The sequence below is a fragment of the Cellulomonas oligotrophica genome, from assembly GCF_013409875.1.
Taxonomy (GTDB): Bacteria; Actinomycetota; Actinomycetes; order Actinomycetales; family Cellulomonadaceae; genus Cellulomonas; species Cellulomonas oligotrophica.
In genome coordinates this window covers 2250176-2271162 of the sequence record NZ_JACCBK010000001.1, presented here as the reverse complement: position 1 = coordinate 2271162, position 20987 = coordinate 2250176, and the positions used below count along the sequence as shown (strand labels likewise).

Here is a 20987-nt window from a genome sequence, read left to right as displayed (position 1 = left end):
CGCCCGAGCGTCAGGGGGCCGGGCTCAGGGCCGCGACGACCTCGGCGGTCGTCGCGACGGTCACGATGTTGGTCAGCGCGAAGCCGAGAGCGGCCTCCTGCCACTGCGCGTTGATCGACGACGTCGCGTCGGCCACCACGACGACCTCGTAGCCGTGGTCGGCCGCGTCGCGTGCGCTGTGCTCGACCGCCATGTTCGTCCAGACGCCGGTGACGACGACGGTGGTGACGCCGAGGTTGCGCAGGACCGTGTCGAGGGACGTCCCGTGGAAGGGCGACATCCGGATGCGGTCGAGCACGATCTCGTCACCCACGGCTCGGCACCCGTGATCGGGTCGGCGCCCCACGTGCCCAGCAGCAGGGACTCAGGGCTGAGCATGCGGAAGATCGGTGCGTTCGTCCCGCCGGTGGGGCGGCCCGGGTAGACGACGATCCGGTTGTGGACCACGGGTGCGGACGCCGCGCGGGTCGGCGGCGGTCAGTCCAGGCCCTTCTCGGCCAGCCAGTCGGCGGCGATGGTGGCGGCGGGGAGCTGCTCGTCGACGCTGCGGGCGTTGAGCGCGACGAGGTCGGCGGCCGACATGGCCGCACTGACCTCGTCGATGACCGCCGCCGCGTCGTCGTCCACCCGGTCGCTGACGAGCGGGACCACGTGCGAGGCGAGGAACAGCCCGGCCGTGTCCTCCAGGGTGACCAGGTCGTTCTCGGCGATCGACGGGTCGGCGGTGTAGATGATCGCGAGCTGGACGGTGCCGTCCTGGAGCGCCTTGACGGTCAGCGGGCCGCCGCCGTCCTCGATCGGCGTGAACGCGACGTCGACGCCGTAGGCCTTCTTCAAGCCGTCCGGGCCGTTCGGCCGGTCGAGACCCTCGGAGTTGCCGCCGAGGGTCAGCGGCACGGTGACGTCGGCCAGGTCGGCGACGGTGGTCAGGTCCCACTCCTCGGCGAACGCGCGGGTGACGGTGTAGGAGTCCTGGTCGGTCGCGGGCGACTGGTCGAGCACGCGCAGCCCGTCCGGCGTCGCCTCCTGGAGCGCGGCGTACACGTCGTCGGCCAGGCGCGCCTCGGTCTCGGGCTGCCAGTACTGCAGCACGGGGCCGGTGTACTCCGGGAACACGTCGATCTCGCCGGCCTCGATCTCGGGCAGGTACGCCTCCCGCTGCCCGATCCGGAGCTGCCGGTCGACGGTGCGCCCCGACGCCTCCAGGGCCTGGGCGTAGACCTCGGCGAGGATCTCGTTCGAGTAGTAGTCCTGCGAGCCGACCGCGAGCACGTCGTCGGAGCCGGCGGCGTCGCCCGTCGTGCTCAGCGGGTCCGTGGTGGCGCAGGCGACCAGGGCGAGCGCCGTCCCGGTGAGCACGGCCGTGCGGGCGAGGTGTCGTGCGGGGTGCATCAGGGTTCCTCTCGTGGGGTGGCCGGGCGCTGCGCGCGCCGGCGGCCGGGGGAGCGGCGACGTGAGGTCGCCGCGCGGTGGATGCCTGCGACGAGGCCGTCGACGGCAAGGGCGAGGACGATCACCACGAGGGCGCCGGCCAGCATCTGGGGGTGGTCGCGGGACTTCAGCCCGCTCATCACGTAGCGGCCGAGCCCGACGTCCGCCACGTAGGCCACCAGGGTCGCGGTGGCGATCACCTGCAGCGTCGCCGCGCGGAACGCTCCGACGACCACGGGTGCGGCGAGCGGCAGCTCGACGCGCGTGACGACCTGCCGCTCGGTGAACCCGCTCGCCCGGGCGGCGTCGACAGTGGCCGGATCGACGCCGCGCACGCCCGCGGCCGTGCCGGCGAGCAGCGACGGGACCGCGAGGACGACGAGCGCGACGAGGGGTGCGCCGACGCCGATCCCGAAGGCCAGGGCCAGCAGCGTCAGGAGGCCCAGCGTCGGGACGGCACGCGCCGCGCCCGCGAGGGCGACCACCACCAGCCGGCCGCGTCGGGTGTGCCCGACGGCGACGCCGACGGGCATGGCGACGGCCGCCGCGACCAGCAGCGCCACCGCCGTCACGAGCAGGTGCTCGCCCGCACGGACGGGCACCGAGCCGTCGCCGATCCACCGGGCGGGGTCGGCGAGCCATGCGAGCGCGTCCAGGAGCAGCGTCACCCGGCACCGCCGTCCCGGGCCCGGGACCGGTGCGGTGCCGGGCGGTCCCACCGGGTCAGCGCACGACCGACGAGCGCGCACGCACCGTCGAGCGCGAGGCCGAGGGCGACGGTGGCGAGGATGCCGGTGACGATCTCCGCGACGATCCCGCGCTGGAACCCGTCGGTGAACAGCGTCCCGAGCGACGGCACCCCGACGAGGGCGCCGATCGTCACGAGGCCGACCGTGCTCACGCAGAGCACACGGGCCCCGGCGACGAGCGCCGGCGTGGCCAGCGGCAGGTCGACGTGCCACCACAGCGACCACCGGGAGTGGCCCACGGCCTCGGCCGCCTGCCGCACGCCCGGGTCGACCGCGGTGAAGCCGTCGGCCGCGGAGCGGACCATCAGCGCGACGCCGTAGCAGGTCAGGGCGGCGACGACGGTCGCGGGCGAGCGCAGGGGCGTGCCCAGCACGACCGGCACCACGACGAGCAGGGGCAGGGCCGGGATCGCGTAGAGCACCGACATCGTCGAGGTGACGGCGGCGCCGAGGCGTGGGCGGCGGGCAGCGAGGTAGCCGAGCGGCACGGCGAGGACGAGGCTCGCGACGACGGCCAGGGCGGACAGCGCGAGGTGCGCGCGGCCGAGGTCGAGGACCTGGGGCCACGCGTGGGTCAGCCACGTCACGTCGCCAGCACCCCTGCCGGGTGCCCTGCCCCGTCGACGAGGACCGTGACGCCGTCGACGACCGTGGTGCGCAGCGCGCGCCGGTCGTCGTCCAGCCCGACGAAGCGGCGGACGAACCGGTCGGCCGGGTGCGCCATGATCTGCGTCGGCGACCCGGCCTGCGCGACCTGCGCCCGTTCGCGCAGGATGACGACGTGGTCGGCCAGGGCGAACGCCTCGTCGACGTCGTGCGTCACGAGCAGCACGGTCTTGCCCAGGTCGCGCTGGAGGCGTCGCAGCTCGCCCTGGAGCTCCCGGCGCACGATGGGGTCGACCGCGCCGAACGGCTCGTCCATCAGCAGGATGTCCGGGTCTGCCGCGAGGGCCCGTGCCACGCCGACGCGCTGCTGCTGGCCGCCCGACAGCTCACCGGGGTACGCGTCCGCGCGGGCGGGGTCGATGCCGACGATGTCGAGAACCTCGCGGGCGCGGCGGGCGACGTGGGCCCGGTCGGGGCGCCGCTCGAGGAGCGGCACGGTCATGACGTTCTCCAGCACGGTCCGGTGGGGGAGGAGCCCGCCGGCCTGCAGCACGTACCCGACGGACCGTCGGAGCCGGACCTTGTCGACGGTGGCGACGTCGACGCCGTCGATCCGCACGCTGCCGGCCGTCGGGTCGACCATGCGGTTGACCATCCGCAGCAGCGTCGTCTTGCCCGATCCGGACGAGCCGACGAGGGCCACGGTGGTGCGCGACGGCACGGTGAGGCTGAAGCGCTCGACGGCGACGGTGCCGTCCGGGTAGGTCATGGAGACGTCGTCGAGCTCGATCACGGGAGCACCACGCCCTTGCCCCCGACGACGCCCGCCTCCATGTCGCGGTGGGCGTCGGCGATCTGGTCGAGGCGGTACACGCGCCCGAGCGGCACGCGGGCGCGCCCGGCGGCGACGGCGTCGAGGAACTCCTGCAGCACCGCGGCGGGCAGGTCGGCGGCCTCGCCGGAGTACGCCGTGAGGCGCACACCGTTGGGCAGCCAGTCCATCGGGTAGAACTCCGGGACGGTCCACCGGTCGGAGAGCATGCCCGTGAAGCAGACGGTCCCCCCGGGGCGGACCGCGCGGAGCGTGTCGTGGAGGGTGTCGACCCCGACCAGCTCGACGGCACCGTCGGCGCCGCCCGGGACGAGCTCGCGCACCTGCGCGGCGAGATGGCCGTCGTCGACGAGGACGTGGTCGGCGCCGACCTGCTCCAGCAGCCCTCGACGGGCGTGCGACCGGGTCGTCGCGAGGACGGTGAGGCCCTGCAGCCGCCCGAGGACGATCAGCGCCATGCCGACCGAGGACGTCCCGCCCCGGACGAGCAGGGTCTGCCCGGGCTCGGCTCGCACGCCGACCGCGAGCGAGCCGTGGGCGGTCTGCAGCATCTCGGGGACCGCGCCGAGGACCTCCCACGGGAGGTCGCTGACGAAGGGGATGACCTGCGTGGCCGGCACCACGACGCGCTCGGCGTAGCCGCCGTCGCGTGTGCGACCCATCCCTCCCATCATCGTGACGACCTGGGCGCCGACGAGATGCTCGTTCCCGGGGGCCTCCTCGACGACGCCAGTGGCCTCGATGCCGGGCACCCGCGGGAACGAGCCCGTCGAGGCCTGCCCGCGGCGGAAGTGCAGCTCGGACCTGTTGAGCCCGGACGCGCGCACGGCGACGAGCACCTCGCCCGGTCCGGGACGTGGTGCGGGGACCTCGCGGACGGTCAGCGCCTCCGGCCCGCCGGGGGCGTCGACGACGGCGGCGCGCATCGTCGCGCGCGTCATCGGGCGGTCCGGCCCGGCGTCACGTCACCCGACGGGGTGAGGGGGTGGGCGTCCCACACAGCGGTGTCCATGGTCGCCCTCAACCGCATGCATCGGAAGTATATTCCGCGGCATCTATCTACTCTGGAGGGTGGCCGGGCGAGGTGTCAGGCGGGCGCGTCGTCCAGCCGCGAGAGCAGGCGGGACAGCAGGGCGCCCGCCGCGTCGAGGCCGGGCTCGCCCGCCAGGTGCGCGGCCAGCATCCCCTCGAGCGTGGAGAGCCCCGCGCTGCGGGCCTGCGCACCGGTGCGCGTGAGCTCGACGAGCGATGAGCGGCGGTCGTGGGGGTGGGGGGTGCGGACCACGTGGCCGTCGCGCTCCAGCCGGTCGACGACCTTGCTCGCGGCCCCCACGGTGATGCCGAGGTCCTGGCGGATCTCCTGCACGCGGCACGAGCCTGCGTGCTGCCTGACGACGTCGAGCGTCATGAGCGTGGGGAGCGGGACGAGGCCCTCCGCGCGCAGCTGGGCGTCGAGCTGGTTCCACAGGCGCGTCTCGTACCGCACGAGCGTGGTGAACAGCTGTAGGTCGGAGGTGGCCATGCGGGGACCGTAGCCGCACCGTGCCTCGACGGCGTGCGGGGTCACGGCTACGCGTGTCCGCCGTCACACCGCCCCCTCGACGCGGGGCGCACGGGTTGGTACGTTGCGTGCACGCGCGCTGAGAACTTGCAGAGAAGCCTTGCAGTCCCGACGTGGGGACGGCGCCGACGGGTGCACGCGGGGCGTCTGCGACCAGCCACCGAGAGGGAGCCGACGATGACGTCGCACCACGCACCACCGCGCCCCGGGGCGCTCGCCGCACCCCGCGGCACCCGCCGCAGCACCCCTGTGATCGCCGCGCTCGCGGCGCTCGCGACCGTCCTCGCCGGTCTCGTCGGCGTCGTCACCGCCGACCGCAGCAGGGCCTCGGCACCCGTCAACGGCGACGGGGACGTGGTCCTCAACATGTTCCAGTGGACCTGGGACGCCGTGGCCGCCGAGTGCGCGACCATCGGCGACGCCGGGTTCGGGTACGTGCAGGTCTCGCCGCCGCAGGAGCACGTCACCGGCTCGCAGTGGTGGACGTCGTACCAGCCGGTCAGCTACCGGGTGGACTCCAAGCTGGGCACGCGCGCGGAGTTCGCCGCGATGAACGCCGCCTGCGACGCGGCCGGCGTGGGCGTCATCGCCGACGCCGTCATCAACCACACCACCGGCGCGGACCGCGGGTCGGGCACGGGTGTGGCCGGCACGGCCTTCGGCGTCGACTCCTTCCCCGGCGTGCCGTACGGGCCGAACGACTTCAACGACTGCCGCACCAACATCACGAACTACGGCGACCGGTACCAGGTGCAGAACTGCCGCCTGGTCTCCCTGCAGGACCTGCGCACCGGTTCGGACTACGTCCGCGGCAAGATCGCGGCCTACCTCAACGACCTCATCGGCCTGGGCGTCGACGGGTTCCGCATCGACGCGGCCAAGCACATGCCCGCCGCCGACCTCGCGGCGATCAAGCAGCGGCTCTCGCGCCCGGACGTCTACTGGGTGCAGGAGGTCATCGGCGCCGCGGGCGAGCCGATCCGCCCCGCCGAGTACGTGGGCAGCGGCGACGTGCACGAGTTCGACTACGCGCGCCGGCTCAAGGAGCGCTTCGACGGCAGCATCAAGGACCTGCGGACCGTCGGCGACGGCCTGCTGCCGTCCGCGCAGGCCGGCGTCTTCGTCGACAACCACGACACCGAGCGCAACGGCGAGACCATGACCTACGCGTGGGGTGCCAAGTACGTCCTGGCCAACACGTTCATGCTCGCGTACCCGTACGGCTCGCCGTCGGTCTACACCGGCTACCGGTTCACCGACAAGGACGCGGGCGCCCCCGGTGCCACGTCGACGACGGTCCCCGACGCGAGCTGCGCGAACAGCCAGTGGACGTGCACGCACCGCATGACCGAGGTGCGCGGCATGGTCGGCTTCCACAACGCCGTCGCCGGCACCGGCCTGACGAACTGGTGGGACGACGGGGGCAACCTCGTCGCGTTCGGCCGCGGCGCGAAGGGGCACGTGGTGCTCAACAACACCGCGTCCGCGCAGAGCCGCACGTACACGACGTCGCTGCCCGACGGCACCTACTGCGACGTCGTCGCCTCCGGCGCGTGCACGCGCACCGTCGCCGTCTCCGGCGGACGCTTCACCGCCTCCGTGCCGGCGTACGGCGCGCTCGCGCTGCACGTCGACGCCCGCAGCGGCGCGACCCCCACACCCACGCCGACCCCGACGGCCACCGGCACCACCGGCCTGACGTTCGCCGTGAACGCCACCACCACCTGGGGCCAGAACATCTACGCGGTCGGCGACCAGCCCGCGCTCGGCTCGTGGGCGCCCGCGTCCGGGGTCGCGCTCTCCGCCTCCACCTACCCCGTCTGGCGGGGGGCCGTCACGCTCCCGCCGGGCACCCGGGTGGAGTACAAGTACGTCCGCATCGACGGCTCGGGCGGCGTGACCTGGGAGACGGGGGCCAACCGGGTGGTCACGGTGCCCGCGTCCGGGCGCCTCACGCTGAACGACACCTGGCGCGGCTGACCTGCGCGTCCGCCGGATCCGCCCGGTCGCGGCCGCCCCTGCACGGCGACCGCGACCGGGCGCTCCACGTCGCCCCTCAGGGACGGAGGTCCCAGCGGGCGCGACGAACCCCTCCCGGCTGCTCCGACCGGGTGCATGACGTCCGTCACGTGCCCCTGACCTCGCGTGCTGCGCGGCTCGCGCCGATGTAACGTCCACGGGCTGCCGTCGGACCACGGTCCGCCGGCCCGGCGCCACCGCACCGCCCCACGGGCGGGCACGGCGCCGCCGTGCGACGGTCCGCCGTCGCCGACCCCGTGAGCGCCCACCGTCGTGCCTCGTCCCCCGTGGGACGAGGTCCTCGGCGTGCGCCCACGACCAGCACAGGCCACGAGCGAGGATGTCCACGAGATGCGAACGACGAGCGTGACCAAGGCCGCCACCGCGGCCGCGGTCGCCCTGGCGACCCTGACCCTGACCGCCTGCGGCGGCGACGCCGTCGCCCAGGGGTCCGACCGGCAGCCCACGGTCGCCCAGCACACGCAGAGCTCGACCGAGGCGCCCGTCACGGTCGCGCCCACGGCCGAGGAGGTCGACGCCGTCACCCGCGTCGACGCGTCCGGCCCCGGCGAGCACGCCTTCGTCCTGCGCGACGGCCGCGAGGTCCTCGTCGTCGACGGCGAGCCGCTCCCGGAGGAGGTCCTCGACGACGTCCTCGCGCCGCTGCTCGCCGCGGAGGAGGAGGTCGGCGACCGCCCCGACGTGAACGGCGTGCTCGAGGCCGCCGCCCGCGAGGCCGTCGCCCGCATCAACGACGGCACCGGCGTGCAGGCGGTCGTCGCCTACCACGGCACGGACCCCGCCGGCCCGTACTACGTCGCGCTCGACGTGGCCGAGCCCACCCGCTCCCGCGGCGAGGCCCTGACCGCGGCGCGCACGTTCATCGACGGCCAGGCCGACCCGTCCGCGTGGGTCCTGCTGGACGCCACGGAGGACTGACGCCGGTAGGGCCGGGCGCGCACGTCTCGACCCGGCCCGCAGCCGGTGCGGGCGCCGTCAGTCGCCCAGGCCCGTGCCGACCTGCCGGGCGGCCTGGATCCACGCGTGGTCCAGGGGGACGAGCTTGACCCTGCCGGCGACGTCCTCGAGCGGCACGGCCTCGGTGCTCTCGCCCCGGGCGGCGACCATGACGCCGAACTCCCCGCGGGCGACCAGGTCGGCGGCGGCCGCGCCCAGGCGGGTGGCGAGCAGGCGGTCGGCGGCGCAGGGGGTGCCGCCGCGCTGCACGTAGCCGAGGATCGTCACGCGCGACTCCAGGCCGGTGGCGGCCTCGAGCTCGCGGGCGAGCCGGAACGAGTGCTCGCGCTGGGCGTCCTCGACGTGCGCGAGGTGCGCCTTGGCGGCGCGCTTGGCCTCGGGCGTCTTGGCGGCCTTCACCAGCAGCTGCGCGGCCTGGTAGTCGGAGGTGTCGTCCACGTCGCGGGCGCCCTCGGCCACGGCGATCACGGAGAACGAGCTGCCGCGCGCGGTGCGGGCCTTGATCGTCTCCGCCACCGACTCGACCGTGTACGGGATCTCGGGGATGAGCACGATGTCGGCGCCGCCGGCGATCCCCGCGGCCAGGGTCAGCCAGCCGGCGCGGTGCCCCATGATCTCCGTGAGGATGATCCGGTGGTGGCTGTGCGCCGTGGAGTGCACCCGGTCCACCGCGTCCGTCGCGATCTCCGTGGCGGTCGCGAAGCCGAACGACGTGTCGGTCTCGGCGATGTCGTTGTCGATGGTCTTGGGCAGGTGCACCACGTTGAGCCCGGCGTCGAGCAGCCGCTTGGCGTTCTTCGCCGTGCCGCCGCCGCCCAGCATGATCAGGGCGTCCAGGCCCAGCGCGCGGTAGTTCTCGACGACGGTCGGCACCATGTCCTGCGGCTCGCCGTCGACCGGGAATCGGTGCACCTTGTCCCGGCTCGTGCCGAGGATCGTGCCGCCGACGGTGAGGATGCCGGACAGGGCCTTGCCGTCGAGCTCGACGTACCGGTTCTCGACCAGGCCGGTGATGCCGTCGCGGAAGCCGAACAGCTCCATGCCGTAGTGCCCGATCGCGGTCTTGCCGAACCCGCGGATCGCCGCGTTGAGGCCGGGGCTGTCCCCGCCGGCGGTGAGGATGCCCACCTTGCGGGTCGTCGTGCGTGCCATCGTGCGCCTCCGCTGCTCCGAGCGCCGGCGTGCGCCGACCTGTTCGCCCACACTCTCGTGCACGCGCCCCACCTGGCACAACGCGCGACCCGGCGGACGCGGGGCGCGGGGCGCGGCGCGTCGCGCGTCCCGGGACGCCCGCCAGGCGCATGATCGTGCGGGACCGTGGCCCCGGGCGACCGTCGTGGCGGACGGGTGCTTCCCGCCCGCCGCCCCTGTGCCGGGCGCGCCCGACGGGGCTACCGTGGTCGTGCGCGGGCGGTGCCGTCCGCGTCCGGCACCGGGCGACGACGCCCGCGACCGGCTCGCTCGGGGGGGTTCGGGTGGACACGAGGTACGAGACGCAGACCGATCCGGTGCTGGCGTCGCTGCTCCAGGAGGTCGCACGGACCGCGTCTGCGGTCGACCTCGCACGGTCGGAGGTCGAGCGCCACCAGGGCGCCGGCAGCTACTCCGAGCTGCTCGCCCTGCGCACGCTGCAGGGCGCCGAGGCCGCGCACCGCGCCGCGGTCGACAGCTACGGACGTCAGCTCGAACGGGTCGAGCGCGCCCGCGTCGGCGTGCCGACGCGCACCGCGGGTCGTGCCGCCGTGCCACGGCGCGGCGCCACGGGCGCGGCGTAGCACCGGCCGGTCGTCCCGGTGCGCGGCGCCGGGTCGGGCCTCAGGTGCGCCCGCCGAACCGCGCGGAGAAGGCGCCCGGCGTCATGCCCGTGACCCGGCGGAAGTCCCGCGAGAGGTGCGCCTCGTCCGCGTAGCCCAGCCGGGCCGCGACGTCGGCGAGCGTCGTGGTGCGCTCGCGCAGCGCGCCGGCCGCCTCGTGCAGGCGGCGACGCTGCACGAGCCACCGCGGCGTGATGCCCAGGCGGCGGCGGACGAGGCGCTGGAGCGTGCGCTCCGCCGTGCCGAACCGCTCGCACAGCTGCGCGACCCGGACGATCCCCGGGTCGTCCTCGACCGTAGCGACCACGGCGTTGACGAGCAGGCCCTCGTCGTCGACCGGCAGCCACCGGCGCAGCAGGTCCCCGACCAGGTCCGTCGCCGCGTGCTGGTGCACGGGGTCGGTCGGGTCGGGCGTCATCGTGGCCCGCACGTCGGCGACGCACGCCTCGAGCTCGGGACGCGGGGCGGTCGCGGCCAGCGCGTCCACGAGCGGCGCGTGCCGCCCGGCCCACGCGGTCAGGGGGCCGCCGAGCAGCAGCGCGCCCGCCGCGGGCCGCAGCATCACGCCGACCGCCCACCCCGTGCCGCGCAGCGTCGTCGTCGAGAGCCCGGGCGTCACGCCGTACAGCCGCGCGTACGAGTCCGCCACGACGAGCAGGCACGCGGGGTGCTGCAGGACCCGCTGCTCGGCCTCCTGCCCCGCGGGCACCGACCAGGTCGGCACCCAGTAGCGGCGCACGAGGTCGCGCAGGTCGTCGTCGGGGGACCACCGGCCGATCCGGTACGTGCGGTCCGCGGGGTCGACGAGGTGCGCGCGCTCGACGTCGTCGTGCCGCCGGGCCGTCGCCGTGTCGGGTTCGTTCAAGGCGCACCTCCTGCCACCCGCCTAGCGTGCCTGCCATGACCGGAACCGCACCCGCCCCCACGCCGCAGGCCGTCCGCGCCGCGTACGCCGACCGCTCCGCCGGTCTGCAGGCCGTGCTCGACGCCGTGCGACCCGCCGCCTGGGACGCCCCGTCCCCGTGCGACGGCTGGACCGGGCGCGACGTCGTCGCGCACGTCCTCGACACCCAGCGCGACTTCCTCGCCGGTCACGGCGTCGACCTCGGGCCCCGGCCGGACCTCGACGACCCGGCGGCCGCGTGGCGCGCGCACGCCGCGGCCGTGCAGGAGCTGCTCGCCGACCCGGCGTTCGCCGAGCGCGGCTACGACGGCTTCACCGGCCCCACGACCCTCGGCGCCACGCTGCACCTCTTCTACGGCTTCGACATGGTCGCGCACCGGTGGGACGTGGCCGCCGCCGACGGCCGGTCGCACGTCTTCACCGACGCGGACCTCGACGTCCTCGAGGGCATGGTGACGGCGATGGGCGAGCACCTGTACGGCGAGGGCGTGTGCGCCGCGCCGCTCGACGTCCCCGCGGACGCCGACCGCCAGACCCGCGCGCTGGCCGCGCTCGGCCGGCGCGCCACGGTTCCCGCCTGAGGCGGCCCGCGGGCCGCGTCCCCGCCGTGCGGGAGCGCGCGGACGGGCCTACCGTCGGAAGGACGCGGGGCCGGCGGCCGGGCGTGGGCGGGTGCCGGGACGACCCCGGCCGAGCCCACGACCAGGAGGTAGCCGTGACCAGCACCACCGACCGTCCCGACGTCCCCGTCGACGTGCCGACCGACCTGCAGAACGCCGAGAACGGCTTCACCGCCTCGACCCGGCTGGGCGACCACCTGCAGGCCGTGCTGGCCGACCTCGTCGAGCTGGCGAACCTGGGCAAGCAGGCGCACTGGAACGTGGTCGGCCCGAACTTCCGTGACACGCACCTGCACCTGGACGAGATCGTCGAGGAGGCGCGCGAGCACGCGGACGTGGTGGCCGAGCGCATGCGTGCCCTGCACTTCGTGCCCGACGGGCGCACCGCGACGGTCGCGCAGACCACGACGGTGGCGCCGTACCCGGCGGGGGAGGTGTCGACGCGGCAGACGGTGGACCTCGTGACGGCGGCGGTCGAGCGCACGGTGCAGACGATGCGGCGGGTGCACGACGACGTCGACCAGGAGGACCCGACGTCGGCCGACCTGCTGCACGCGGCGATCGCCGAGCTCGAGAAGCTCGCGTGGATGCTCGCCGCGGAGAACCGCACCCCCGACCCCGTCGAGTGACCGGGGACCGGCGCACGGCATGATTGTGTAACAATCGCGTCGTGCGCCCCGTCCTCGCGGTCCTCCTCGCCGCCGTCTGCTTCGGCACGACCGGCACCGCCCAGGCCCTGGGCCCCGACGCGCCCGCCTTCGCGCTCGGCGCCGCCCGGATCGCGGTCGGCGGGCTCGCGCTCGGTGCCGTCGCGCTGGTCCTCGCCCGACGCCGGCCGCCGGTCGTCCCGGTGCCCGTCCCGGCGGCCGCCCGGGCGGCCGCGGTCGTCGTCGGTGCGCTCGGGGTGCTCGCGTACCAGCCCGCGTTCTTCGTCGGCACGGCCCGCAACGGCGTCGCCGTCGGCACCGTCGTCGCGCTCGGTGCGGCCCCCGTGATCACGGGGCTGCTCGCCTGGGCGCTGCGCCGCGAGCGTCCCGGGGCCTCGTGGATGCTCGCCACCGCGCTCGCCACCGCCGGGGTCGCGGTGCTCGGGCTCGGCGGGGGAGGGGCTGCCGCCGTGGGCGCGGTCGACCCCGTCGGGGTCCTCGCGTCGCTGGGCGCCGGCACCGCGTACGCCGCCTACACCCTCGCCGGCAAGGCGCTCATCGACCAGGGCTGGGACGCCACCAGCAGCATGGGGGCGATGTTCGGCGCGGCGGGCGTGGTGAGCGTAGGCGTGCTCGCCGCGGGGGACACGTCCTGGCTGGCCGACGGCCTGGTGACGGTGCTGTGGCTCGGGCTCGTCACCACCACCGGCGCCTACGTGCTCTTCGGCTACGGCCTGGCCCGGCTGGCGGCGCCGACCGTGGCCACGCTCACCCTCGCGGAGCCGCTCACGGCCACCGTCCTGGGCCTCGCGGTGCTCGGCGAGCGGCTGTCCGTGGCGTCGGTGCTCGGCCTGGGCGTCCTCGCCGCCGGGCTGGTGGTGCTCGCGCTGGGGGCGCGCCGCCGGGCTCCGCTGCCCGCCGTCGCCGGGACGGTCGCGTGAGCGCCGGGCGCGCCACGTCGGCCCGCGCGGTCGCCGAGGCCGTCCGTGCCGACGTGCTGGCCGGCCGCCTCGCGCCCGGCACGCCGCTGCGCGAGGAGGCGCTCGCCGCCGCGCACGGGGTCTCCCGGCACACGGTGCGGTCCGCGCTGGCGGTGCTCGTCGCGGAGCGCCTGGTCACCTACGAGGAGTTCCGCGGTGCCCGCGTCGCCCGGCTCGACGACGACGACGTGCGCGCCCTGCAGGACCTGCGGGCCGCGCTCGAGTGCGAGGCCGTGCGGCTGCTCGCCGCCCGGCACCCGGACGGCTGGCCGTCGACCGTGACGCAGGTGCTGGGCGCGGCGGTCGACGCGCTCGGCGCGACGGACCCCGACGACTGGCCCGCCGTCGAGCGCGCCCACGCCCAGGTGCACGTCGCGCTGGTCGAGGCCGCGGGCTCGCCGCGGATCACCCAGGCGTACCAGGCGCTCACCGCCGAGATGCACCTGCTCCTGCTGCACGCGCGCCGCCACTACGACGTGCCGGCGCTGGTCGCCGAGCACGCCGCGTACCTCGCCGACGTCCAGCGCCGAGGGCCGGCGGCCGTGCGCGAGCACCTCACGCACCTGGCGGCGCTGCTGCGCACCGGCCGCTGACCGCTGCCGGCCACCGTCAGCCCAGCGCGGTCCGGACGGCGAGCACCAGGACCACGGCCGCACCCACGAGGCCCGTCCACCGCCGCCCGCGGGGCCCTGTCAGCAGACCGCCGCCCCATCCGCCGGCCGTGCCGAGCACGAGCTGCCACGCCGCCGACGCGACCAGGGCGCCGACGGCGAACGCCGCGCGCTGCCCACCCGTCGTCAGCGTCGTCGCCGCCGACCCCGTGGTCAGGGCCACGAAGTAGACGACCGTCGTGGGGTTGACGACCGTCGCGCCCAGGACGAGCCAGAACGCCCGCGCCGGCGTCATGGCGCGGGTCGCGACGCCGGCCGAGGGGGCGGCGCCCGGTGCGGCGGGTGCGCCGTCCGCCGGGGTGGACGGGTCGGCGGCGTCGGCTGCGGGGGAGCGCAGGAGCAGCGCCGCCACGACGACGAGGACGGCCGCCGCGACCCACCGGACGGCGTCACCGGCCTGCACCAGCACCGGGGCCAGCGCGGCGCCGGCCACCACCGCGACGGTCGCGTACGCGCCGTCGACGACCGCGGCCCCGAGCCCGCCCGCGCACCCCGTGCGCCACCCGTGCCGCGCGCCGAGCAGCACGATCATCACGCTGACGGCGCCGACGGGCACGGCGATCGCCCATCCGGCGAGCAGCCCGGCAAGGACGGCGGGGGCGAGATCGGGCACGGCACGAGGATGGCGCCCGGGCGGGTACGAGTCACGCGCAATGCAGTCGCAACACCCCTTGCGCAATATCCCTTGCGCAAGGGGTGTTGCACGTCTAGTGTCGGTCCTGCCGCCGCACCGACGGCCAGGACGAGAGGGGACCGCCATGCACCGCCCGCCGCGCCGCACCCGCACCGCTCGCACCACCGACCGCACCACCGACCGCCGACCCGGCTTCGACCCCGTCGCCGAGCGCGACGCCCTCCGCCGCGACCGGCTCGCCGCCGAGGCCCAGCTCCGCCACCGCCCGTTCTGACACCCACCCCCGAGGAGCGCCCGACCGTGAGCGACGCCGCCCGCACCCTGCAGACCTCCGACCCCGCGGTGCTCCGCGCGCTCGCCCACCCGCTGCGCGTCGAGATCCTCGAGCTGCTCGACGACGACGGCGAGCTCACGGCCAGCGACGTCGCCGCCCGCACCGGGCAGACCGTCGCCAACTGCTCGTTCCACCTGCGCCAGCTCGAGAAGGCCGGCTACGTCGAGCGCGCGACACCCCGGGGGCGCCAGAAGCCGTGGCGCGCCGCGCACGCCCAGCGCCGCATGCAGGCCGACGTGCAGGACCCCGCCTCGGTGGCCGGCGTCGCCGCCGTCGCGGCGCTCGTCGTCCAGCGCGAGGCCGCCCGCCTCGTCGACCACTTCGCGCACCCCGAGGACTACGACGCCGACTGGGTCAGCGCGACCACCCTCACCACAGCCCGGTTCTGGGCCACCCGGGACGAGCTCGCGGAGCTGTGCCGGGCCGTCGAGACCCTCACCGAACGCTTCGCCGGCCGGTCCGACGACCCCGCGCTCCGCCCGCCCGGCGCCCGCCCGGCCCGCCTGTTCGCCGCCGCCCACCCCGAGCACGGCTGACGCACCGCGGGCCCCGGCGCCGGGTGCGGGTCAGGAGGCGTCCGCCGGCGGCACCCCCGCACCGGGGCCCAGCGCACGCTGCACCTTCGTCACGTCCCGCCACGCCCCGAGCTTCCAGCCCACCGCCCGGAACGTGCCCGCCGGCTCGAAGCCCAGCGACGCGTGCAGTCCCGCGCTCGCGGGGTTCGGCAGCGTGTACCCCGCGACGACCTGCCGGAAGCCCCGCTCGGTCAGGCGGTCCAGCAGCGCCGTGTACAGCAGCCGGCCGATCCCGCGCCCGCGGGCCGCGGGGGCGAGGTACACGCTGGTCTCGCACGCCCAGCGGTACGCCGAGCGCGCCGCGTACGGGCCCGCGTACGCGTAGCCGACCGTCGCGCCGTCGACCTCCACGACGAGGAACGCGTGGGTCGCGAGCGCCGCCTCCAGGCGCCGGGCCATCTCCTCGACGCCCGGTGGCTCGACCTCGAACGACACGGTCGTGCCCTCGACGTACGGCGCGTAGATCGCGGCGCACGCGGCCGCGTCGGCGGTCGTGGCGTCGCGCACCACGACGGGCTCGTGGCCTGCGGGGCTGCTCATGGGCGGCAGGGTAGCCGCCCCGGGCGCGGCACGGGCCCGCCTCCACCGGCGGTGCGGGCGCCGGTCCTAGGGTGGGCGCACCGGTCGAGGACCGGCCCGCGCGAGGAGGACCACGTGACGCCGCAGGACGACCCCCAGCCCCGACCGGCCGCCGAGCCGACCGACCGGCCGGCCACCCCGGGCGCGACGGGCACCGCCGTCGACGACGCCCCGGCACCCGCCCCGATGATCGGCGCCCCCGCCGCACCGGGCGACGAGGGGACCCGTCCCCTGCAGCACGACGCCCGCCGCCCGCCGCGCTGGTGGGGCAAGGGGCTGGCCATGGCCGTCGCGGCCGTGTTCGTCGGCGTGTGGGCGTGGGGCGCGGTCGCCGCGCTGCAGGGCCTGCTCGTCAACCTGCTCATCGCCGCGTTCATCGCCCTCGCGCTCGAGCCGATCGTCGTCTGGCTGGTCCGGCACGGCTGGAGGCGCGGGGCGGCCGCGGCCGTCGCGCTGCTCGGCGGCCTCGTCGCCGTCGTCGTGGTGCTCGCACTGTTCGGCAACCTGTTCGTGCAGCAGCTCGTCCAGCTCATCCGCAACGTCCCCGACGCGTACGCGAGCGTGCAGGGGATGGTGCGCGACCGGTTCGGCGTCGAGGTGCCGCGCGTCGAGGACCTGCTGCAGCAGGCCGCCGAGGAGTGGGGGTCCGAGGTCGCCGGCCAGGCGCTGGCCATCGGGTCGAGCGTGCTGGGCGCCGTCTTCGCGTCGCTGACCATCGGCCTGGTCACGTACTACCTGCTGGCCGCGGGGCCGCGGTTCCGGGCGTCGATCTGCCGCTGGCTCACCCCGAACCGGCAGCAGGAGGTGCTGCGGCTGTGGGAGATCACGCAGGTCAAGGTCTCCGACTTCATCAACACCCGCATCGTCCTGGCCGCGATCTCGACGGTCGCGACGTTCGCATTCCTCGCCGTGCTCGGCACCCCGTACTCCGTGCCGCTCGCGGTCTTCGTCGGTCTGACCTCGCAGTTCGTGCCCACGATCGGCACGTACCTCGGTGGCGCGCTGCCCATCGTCGTGGCGCTGACCTCGCAGGGCGTGCCGCAGGCGGTGGCCGTCCTGGTCTTCATCGTCGCGTACCAGCAGGTCGAGAACCTGTGGCTGTCGCCGAAGATCTCCGCGCGGGCCCTGGAGATGAACCCGGCGGTGTCGTTCGTCGTCGTGCTCGCCTTCGGCGCCGTGTTCGGTGCGCTCGGCGCGTTCCTGGCCCTGCCGGTCGCGGCGACGATCCAGGCCGTCGCCAACACCTACGTCCAGCGGCACGAGCTGGTCCAGTCCCACATGTTCCAGGACCCCGTGGGTGACGGGCCGCCGCGCGAGCGCGGTGATGCCGGCAAGGCGCGTGCCGCGGCCGACGAGGTCGAGCGTCGCCGCACGGACGAGCAGCGCTGAGCGGGCCGACCGCCGCAGGACGCACGAGCCCGCCCCGACCGTGGAGGTCGGGGCGGGCTCGTCCGCTGCGGGGGAAGGCGTCAGCAGGTGGAGTTCGTCTGCGTGAGCAGACCCATCCGCCAGGGCAGGAGCAGGTAGTCGCCCGAGGCGGACGGGCTCTGCCCCTGGTAGACGTACTGCAGCCGGCACGGGCTGATCGGCAGCGTCTGGTCGTTGCCGGACCGCACGAGCTCGCCGTGGCTGATGTCCTGCGTCCACGTGCCCTCGGGGAAGGTCACGTTGGCGCGGCCCGCGAACGGGTTGGACTCCGTGGCCGCGAGCGGTGTCCACGCGCCCGTCAGACTCGTCGCCGTCCAGGACCGGAAGTAGCGGCGGCCGGTGGAGCCGATCGCCTCCACGATCATCAGGTACTGGTTCTTCCCGGCGACCTTGTAGACGTTGGCGCCCTCGAAGTTGTTGTTCGGCTTGTCGGTCATGATGATCTGGACGTTGCCGAAGCCGTTCGGGAAGTTCGCCAGCGTCGTCTGGGCCCGGTACGTGTGGCCGTTGTCGTCGCTGAAGAACAGGTAGCAGCTCTGCGCGTCGCAGATGTTCCAGAAGTCGATCCACGTGCCGTTGCCCTTGTTCTGCGACACGATCGCGGGCTCGTTGGCGATGAACTTCTTCGGCGCGGACCACGACAGCGGGTCGGCGGGGTTCTTCGTCGTGGAGTAGGTCGGCGGACCGGTCTGGTAGACCATGTACCACAGGTCCTGCGGCGCGAAGTAGAACACCTGGGGAGCGGCGCGGTAGCCGGCCCCGATGCCCGAGCGGTCCAGGTACGTGTGCGTCGCGGACGACGCCTGCGACCAGTCGCTGAACGCGTAGTGCACCAGTCCCCAGCCCTTGCTGCTGGCCGTCGTGGCGTAGACGTGCCACTTGTCCTGGTAGCGGATCACGGAGAAGTCCTTGACCGCGACCGCGGGGTGGGTGGCGTCGGGCTTCGGGCCCGCGAGGACGCCGCTGGAGCTCCAGCGGAAGCTCGACGGGAGCGAGCCGGTGGCCGTCGGCGCGGAGGCCGAGGCCGACGGGGACGGCGTCGGGGCCGGGCTCGTTGCCGTGCCGACGCGGACGAGCTGCCACTGCTGGTTGGTGCCGCCCCAGCTGTCGTACTGCACGACCGCGCCGCCGTCGGCGGTCGACGCGCCCTGGACCTCCAGCGCCTTGCCGGAGTTCCGGTTCTGCAGCGTCACGTAGCCGTTGCTCGTGTCGACCAGCCGGAACTGCTGGTTGGTCTGGTTGCGGTCCGTGTACTGGGTGATCGCGGCGCCGTTGGCGGTCGAGAAGTTCAGGACGTCGAGGACCTTGCCCGACAGCCGCGACTTCAGCCGGTAGTAGCCGCCGCCGGAGTCCACGAACTGCCACTGCTGCTGCGCGCCGTCGTTGCGCGACCACTGCACGATCTTGGCGCCGTCGTTCGTCGCCAGGTTGTACACGTCGAGGGCCTTGCCGCTGGCCCGGTTGACCAGCACGTACGACGCGGACGTGTCGACCGTGGCGGCCGAGGCGTCCTGCGCCCGCACGAGCCCCACGGCGCCCACGACCGCCACCGTCGTCACCGCCACCGCGGCCACGAACCGCCGCGACACGCGGCCCGCGTGGAACCGCGGCGGGCGGGACCTGCTCCCTGCTGAACTCATCGTCGTCTCCTCGAAGGGTGCGGGTGCCGGGTGCCGGCCGCCCCTCGCGGCCGGCACCCGGCGGGGGTCAGCCGACCTTGACCAGCTGCCACTGCTGGTTGGCGCCGCCCCAGTTCTGGTACTGGACGACGGCTCCGCCGTCGGCGGTCGACGCGCCCATGACCTCGAGGGCCTTGGTGCTGTTGCGGTTCACGAGGGTGACGTGCCCGCTGGACAGCGTGGTCAGGCGCCACTGCTGGTTGGTCTGGTTGCGGTCCGTGTACTGGCTGACCGCGGCGCTGTCGGCCGTCGAGAAGTTGGTGACGTCGAGGACCTTGCCCGACAGGCGCGACTTCAGGCGGTAGTAGCCGTCACCGGAGCTGACGAACTGCCACTGCTGCTGGGTGCCGTTGTTGCGCGACCACTGGACGATCTTGGCGCCGTCGTTGGTGGCCAGGTTGTAGACGTCGAGCGCCTTGCCGCTGCCGCGGTTGACCAGCACGTACCAGGCCGAGGTGTCGACCGCGCCCGTGCCGGGGGCCGGCGTCGTGGGCGTCGGCGTGGGGGTCGTGGTGCCGCCCGCGTTGAGGGCGTTCAGGACCGCGGTGTACGCGGCCTTCTTGTTGCCCGAGGAGTCGAACAGCAGCGGGTTCTTGCCGGTCCGCCACGAGTCCGAGTCGCGGATGCCCCACACCGTGATGCCGGTGCAGCGGCTCACGGCCAGGCAGGCCTCGGTGGCCTGCTTGTACGCGTTGGCCTGGTTGGAGCCCTGCTCGATGTCGAGCTCGGTGATCTGCACGTCGACGCCCAGGGCGGCGAACCGCTGCAGGTTGGCCTTGTAGTCGCTGGGGATCGTGGTGCCGAAGTGCGACTGGAAGCCGACGCAGTCGATCGGGACGCCACGGGCCTTGAAGTCCTTGACCATGTTGTACACGGCCGTCGACTTCGGGTTGATCGAGTCGGTGTTGTAGTCGTTGTAGCAGAGCTTCGCGGCCGGGTCGGCGGCGCGGGCGGCGCGGAACGCGGCCTCGATCCAGTCGTTGCCGGTGCGCTGCAGGTTCGAGTCACGACGGGCGCCGGAGTTCCCGTCGGCGAACGCCTCGTTGACGACGTCCCAGCTGTGGATCTTGCCCTTGTAGTACGTCGCGACCTTGGTGACGTGGTTCATCATCGCGCTGCGCAGCGCGGTGCCGGACATGCTCTGCGCCCACGACGGCTCCTGCGAGTGCCACAGCAGCGCGTGCCCGCGGACCTTCATGCCGTTGGCGCGGGCGTGGTTCACGATCCGGTCGCCGGCCGTGTAGGTGAACTGGCCCTGGCGGGGCTCGGTCGCGTCCCACTTCATCTCGTTCTCCGCCGTGACGGAGTCGAACTCGCGGTTGAGGATGCCGGTGTAGACCGGGTCGCTGAGCTTGTTCGCCGCGATGGCCGCCCCGAAGTAGCGGCCCTTGGCCGCCGCCGAGGCGTCGAGGGTGGTGGCCGCCTGGGCGGGGCCGGCGACCGAGAGCAGGGTGGCGGCGAGCGCCACCGTGGCGAGCGCACCGGTGATCTTCCGGCGTCGCCCGAGGGCGCCTCGGGCGGACCGTGACGTGCTGGTGGACATGTCGTTCCTCTCATCCGTGACACGGGTCCTGATGAGTCATCAGGTGTCCGACGAGCCGGCGGCAGGGCGCAGACGATGTGCGCCCGGACGGGGCGGCCCGGGGTTGTCGCGAATGACGCTAGACGATCCGCACGTGCCACAAACGCTTCGTTGCAGAAGTCTCATGGAATGCATCCGCGCAGGTCAGTAGGGCTTTTTATGCGAATGCAAAAATGCCGCCGCGCCCATTGTCGGGCCGGCGTTGCGGTGCTGCATGGTTCAAAGATCGGCGAGGGCGCGGCGCGCCGAGCGGTGCTCGTCGCGACGATCGCGGTGCGCGTGGCGCCTCGTCCGGGTGCTCTCCTGCTGCGTGCTCCTGCCGTGCTCGTCCTCGGGGGCCGGTGGTCCGAGCCGCGCACGGCTC

The 20987-nt window shown here is 74.7% G+C and carries 23 protein-coding genes; 10 read left to right on the top strand and 13 right to left on the bottom strand.

The genetic code is table 11. From position 1 onward, the window contains the following. Positions 1-10: 10 nt before the first annotated feature. The 7 genes from BKA21_RS10265 to BKA21_RS10235 all read right to left on the bottom strand — a co-directional run bounded on the left by BKA21_RS10265 (position 11) and on the right by BKA21_RS10235 (position 5140). Positions 11-313, bottom strand: coding sequence for an isochorismatase family protein (locus BKA21_RS10265; protein ID WP_140458102.1), 303 nt, complete (start codon positions 311-313; stop codon positions 11-13). Positions 314-477: 164 nt separating this feature from the next. Beyond that, positions 478-1392, bottom strand: coding sequence for an ABC transporter substrate-binding protein (locus tag BKA21_RS10260; protein WP_140458101.1), 915 nt, complete (start codon positions 1390-1392; stop codon positions 478-480). Continuing rightward, the gene (locus tag BKA21_RS10255; RefSeq protein ID WP_140458100.1) at positions 1392-2099 is read right to left on the bottom strand and encodes an ABC transporter permease; all 708 of its coding nucleotides are present in this window, start codon (positions 2097-2099) and stop codon (positions 1392-1394) included. The genes BKA21_RS10260 and BKA21_RS10255 overlap by 1 nt, the downstream gene beginning before the upstream one ends. Further along, on the bottom strand, positions 2096-2767 hold the full coding sequence (locus tag BKA21_RS10250; protein WP_140458099.1) for an ABC transporter permease: 672 nt from the start codon (positions 2765-2767) through the stop codon (positions 2096-2098). Before BKA21_RS10250 ends, BKA21_RS10255 begins: the two co-directional genes overlap by 4 nt. Continuing rightward, a complete protein-coding gene (locus BKA21_RS10245; protein ID WP_140458098.1) occupies positions 2764-3579 on the bottom strand; it encodes an ABC transporter ATP-binding protein in 816 nt (271 codons plus the stop codon). Before BKA21_RS10245 ends, BKA21_RS10250 begins: the two co-directional genes overlap by 4 nt. Further along, positions 3576-4559: a zinc-binding dehydrogenase gene (locus BKA21_RS10240; RefSeq protein ID WP_140458097.1), complete on the bottom strand. Its 984-nt coding sequence runs from the start codon at positions 4557-4559 to the stop codon at positions 3576-3578. The genes BKA21_RS10245 and BKA21_RS10240 overlap by 4 nt, the downstream gene beginning before the upstream one ends. Before the next feature lie 146 nt (positions 4560-4705). Next, complete coding sequence (locus BKA21_RS10235; RefSeq protein WP_179625351.1) at positions 4706-5140, bottom strand: MarR family winged helix-turn-helix transcriptional regulator; 435 nt, start codon at positions 5138-5140, stop codon at positions 4706-4708. 216 nt (positions 5141-5356) lie between these two features. Here BKA21_RS10235 and BKA21_RS10230 point away from each other — a divergent pair, with 216 nt between their 5' ends. Together BKA21_RS10230 and BKA21_RS10225 are read left to right on the top strand one after the other, a co-directional pair. Further along, positions 5357-7159: a carbohydrate-binding module family 20 domain-containing protein gene (locus BKA21_RS10230; protein ID WP_140458096.1), complete on the top strand. Its 1803-nt coding sequence runs from the start codon at positions 5357-5359 to the stop codon at positions 7157-7159. A 390-nt stretch (positions 7160-7549) separates the two neighbouring features. Next, on the top strand, positions 7550-8137 hold the full coding sequence (locus tag BKA21_RS10225) for a hypothetical protein (protein ID WP_170208945.1): 588 nt from the start codon (positions 7550-7552) through the stop codon (positions 8135-8137). Positions 8138-8194: 57 nt separating this feature from the next. On the opposite strand, the gene BKA21_RS10220 is transcribed toward BKA21_RS10225, so the two are convergent. Next, a complete protein-coding gene (locus tag BKA21_RS10220) occupies positions 8195-9328 on the bottom strand; it encodes a 6-phosphofructokinase (RefSeq protein WP_140458095.1) in 1134 nt (377 codons plus the stop codon). 323 nt (positions 9329-9651) lie between these two features. Here BKA21_RS10220 and BKA21_RS10215 point away from each other — a divergent pair, with 323 nt between their 5' ends. Beyond that, positions 9652-9951, top strand: coding sequence for a hypothetical protein (locus tag BKA21_RS10215; RefSeq protein WP_140458094.1), 300 nt, complete (start codon positions 9652-9654; stop codon positions 9949-9951). A 40-nt stretch (positions 9952-9991) separates the two neighbouring features. Here the strand turns inward: BKA21_RS10215 and BKA21_RS10210 are convergent, their stop codons facing one another. After that, a complete protein-coding gene (locus BKA21_RS10210) occupies positions 9992-10855 on the bottom strand; it encodes a helix-turn-helix domain-containing protein (RefSeq protein ID WP_140458093.1) in 864 nt (287 codons plus the stop codon). Positions 10856-10890: 35 nt separating this feature from the next. Between BKA21_RS10210 and BKA21_RS10205 the strand changes: the two genes are divergently transcribed. From BKA21_RS10205 to BKA21_RS10190, 4 genes are all read left to right on the top strand, one after another. After that, complete coding sequence (locus BKA21_RS10205) at positions 10891-11475, top strand: TIGR03086 family metal-binding protein (protein WP_140458092.1); 585 nt, start codon at positions 10891-10893, stop codon at positions 11473-11475. Positions 11476-11609: 134 nt separating this feature from the next. Next, positions 11610-12143: a Dps family protein gene (locus BKA21_RS10200; protein WP_140458091.1), complete on the top strand. Its 534-nt coding sequence runs from the start codon at positions 11610-11612 to the stop codon at positions 12141-12143. Between the two features lie 41 nt (positions 12144-12184). Continuing rightward, positions 12185-13102: a DMT family transporter gene (locus tag BKA21_RS10195; protein ID WP_140458090.1), complete on the top strand. Its 918-nt coding sequence runs from the start codon at positions 12185-12187 to the stop codon at positions 13100-13102. After that, complete coding sequence (locus BKA21_RS10190) at positions 13099-13734, top strand: GntR family transcriptional regulator (RefSeq protein WP_140458089.1); 636 nt, start codon at positions 13099-13101, stop codon at positions 13732-13734. Before BKA21_RS10195 ends, BKA21_RS10190 begins: the two co-directional genes overlap by 4 nt. A gap of 16 nt (positions 13735-13750) precedes the next feature. Here BKA21_RS10190 and BKA21_RS10185 read toward each other — a convergent pair whose 3' ends face one another. Further along, complete coding sequence (locus tag BKA21_RS10185) at positions 13751-14425, bottom strand: LysE family transporter (protein ID WP_170208944.1); 675 nt, start codon at positions 14423-14425, stop codon at positions 13751-13753. 145 nt (positions 14426-14570) lie between these two features. Here BKA21_RS10185 and BKA21_RS10180 point away from each other — a divergent pair, with 145 nt between their 5' ends. Beyond that, positions 14571-14720, top strand: coding sequence for a hypothetical protein (locus tag BKA21_RS10180; protein ID WP_160158456.1), 150 nt, complete (start codon positions 14571-14573; stop codon positions 14718-14720). Between the two features lie 26 nt (positions 14721-14746). Further along, positions 14747-15316: an ArsR/SmtB family transcription factor gene (locus BKA21_RS10175; protein WP_170208943.1), complete on the top strand. Its 570-nt coding sequence runs from the start codon at positions 14747-14749 to the stop codon at positions 15314-15316. 30 nt (positions 15317-15346) lie between these two features. Here the strand turns inward: BKA21_RS10175 and BKA21_RS10170 are convergent, their stop codons facing one another. Beyond that, on the bottom strand, positions 15347-15895 hold the full coding sequence (locus tag BKA21_RS10170) for a GNAT family N-acetyltransferase (protein WP_140458086.1): 549 nt from the start codon (positions 15893-15895) through the stop codon (positions 15347-15349). Between the two features lie 114 nt (positions 15896-16009). On the opposite strand from BKA21_RS10170, the gene BKA21_RS10165 reads away from it, so the two are divergent. Continuing rightward, entirely contained in the window at positions 16010-17323 is a 1314-nt protein-coding gene (locus tag BKA21_RS10165) for an AI-2E family transporter (protein WP_239072865.1), read from the top strand. An 80-nt stretch (positions 17324-17403) separates the two neighbouring features. Here the strand turns inward: BKA21_RS10165 and BKA21_RS10160 are convergent, their stop codons facing one another. Both BKA21_RS10160 and BKA21_RS10155 read right to left on the bottom strand, forming a co-directional pair. Continuing rightward, entirely contained in the window at positions 17404-19002 is a 1599-nt protein-coding gene (locus BKA21_RS10160) for a non-reducing end alpha-L-arabinofuranosidase family hydrolase (protein ID WP_140458085.1), read from the bottom strand. A gap of 67 nt (positions 19003-19069) precedes the next feature. Next, positions 19070-20584 (bottom strand): glycoside hydrolase family 10 protein, encoded by a 1515-nt coding sequence (locus BKA21_RS10155; RefSeq protein WP_140458084.1) that lies wholly within the window; start codon positions 20582-20584, stop codon positions 19070-19072. Between the last annotated feature and the right edge of the window lie 403 nt (positions 20585-20987).

Coding starts and splice junctions, on each gene's coding strand:
- BKA21_RS10235 (WP_179625351.1), bottom strand. CDS start 5,140: ATGGCCACCTCCGACCTACAGCTGTTCACCACGCTCGTGCGGTACGAG.
- BKA21_RS10220 (WP_140458095.1), bottom strand. CDS start 9,328: ATGGCACGCACGACGACCCGCAAGGTGGGCATCCTCACCGCCGGCGGG.
- BKA21_RS10170 (WP_140458086.1), bottom strand. CDS start 15,895: ATGAGCAGCCCCGCAGGCCACGAGCCCGTCGTGGTGCGCGACGCCACG.
- BKA21_RS10225 (WP_170208945.1), top strand. CDS start 7,550: ATGCGAACGACGAGCGTGACCAAGGCCGCCACCGCGGCCGCGGTCGCC.
- BKA21_RS10205 (WP_140458092.1), top strand. CDS start 10,891: ATGACCGGAACCGCACCCGCCCCCACGCCGCAGGCCGTCCGCGCCGCG.
- BKA21_RS10180 (WP_160158456.1), top strand. CDS start 14,571: ATGCACCGCCCGCCGCGCCGCACCCGCACCGCTCGCACCACCGACCGC.
- BKA21_RS10240 (WP_140458097.1), bottom strand. CDS start 4,559: ATGACGCGCGCGACGATGCGCGCCGCCGTCGTCGACGCCCCCGGCGGG.
- BKA21_RS10155 (WP_140458084.1), bottom strand. CDS start 20,584: ATGTCCACCAGCACGTCACGGTCCGCCCGAGGCGCCCTCGGGCGACGC.
- BKA21_RS10160 (WP_140458085.1), bottom strand. CDS start 19,002: ATGAGTTCAGCAGGGAGCAGGTCCCGCCCGCCGCGGTTCCACGCGGGC.
- BKA21_RS10230 (WP_140458096.1), top strand. CDS start 5,357: ATGACGTCGCACCACGCACCACCGCGCCCCGGGGCGCTCGCCGCACCC.
- BKA21_RS10260 (WP_140458101.1), bottom strand. CDS start 1,392: ATGCACCCCGCACGACACCTCGCCCGCACGGCCGTGCTCACCGGGACG.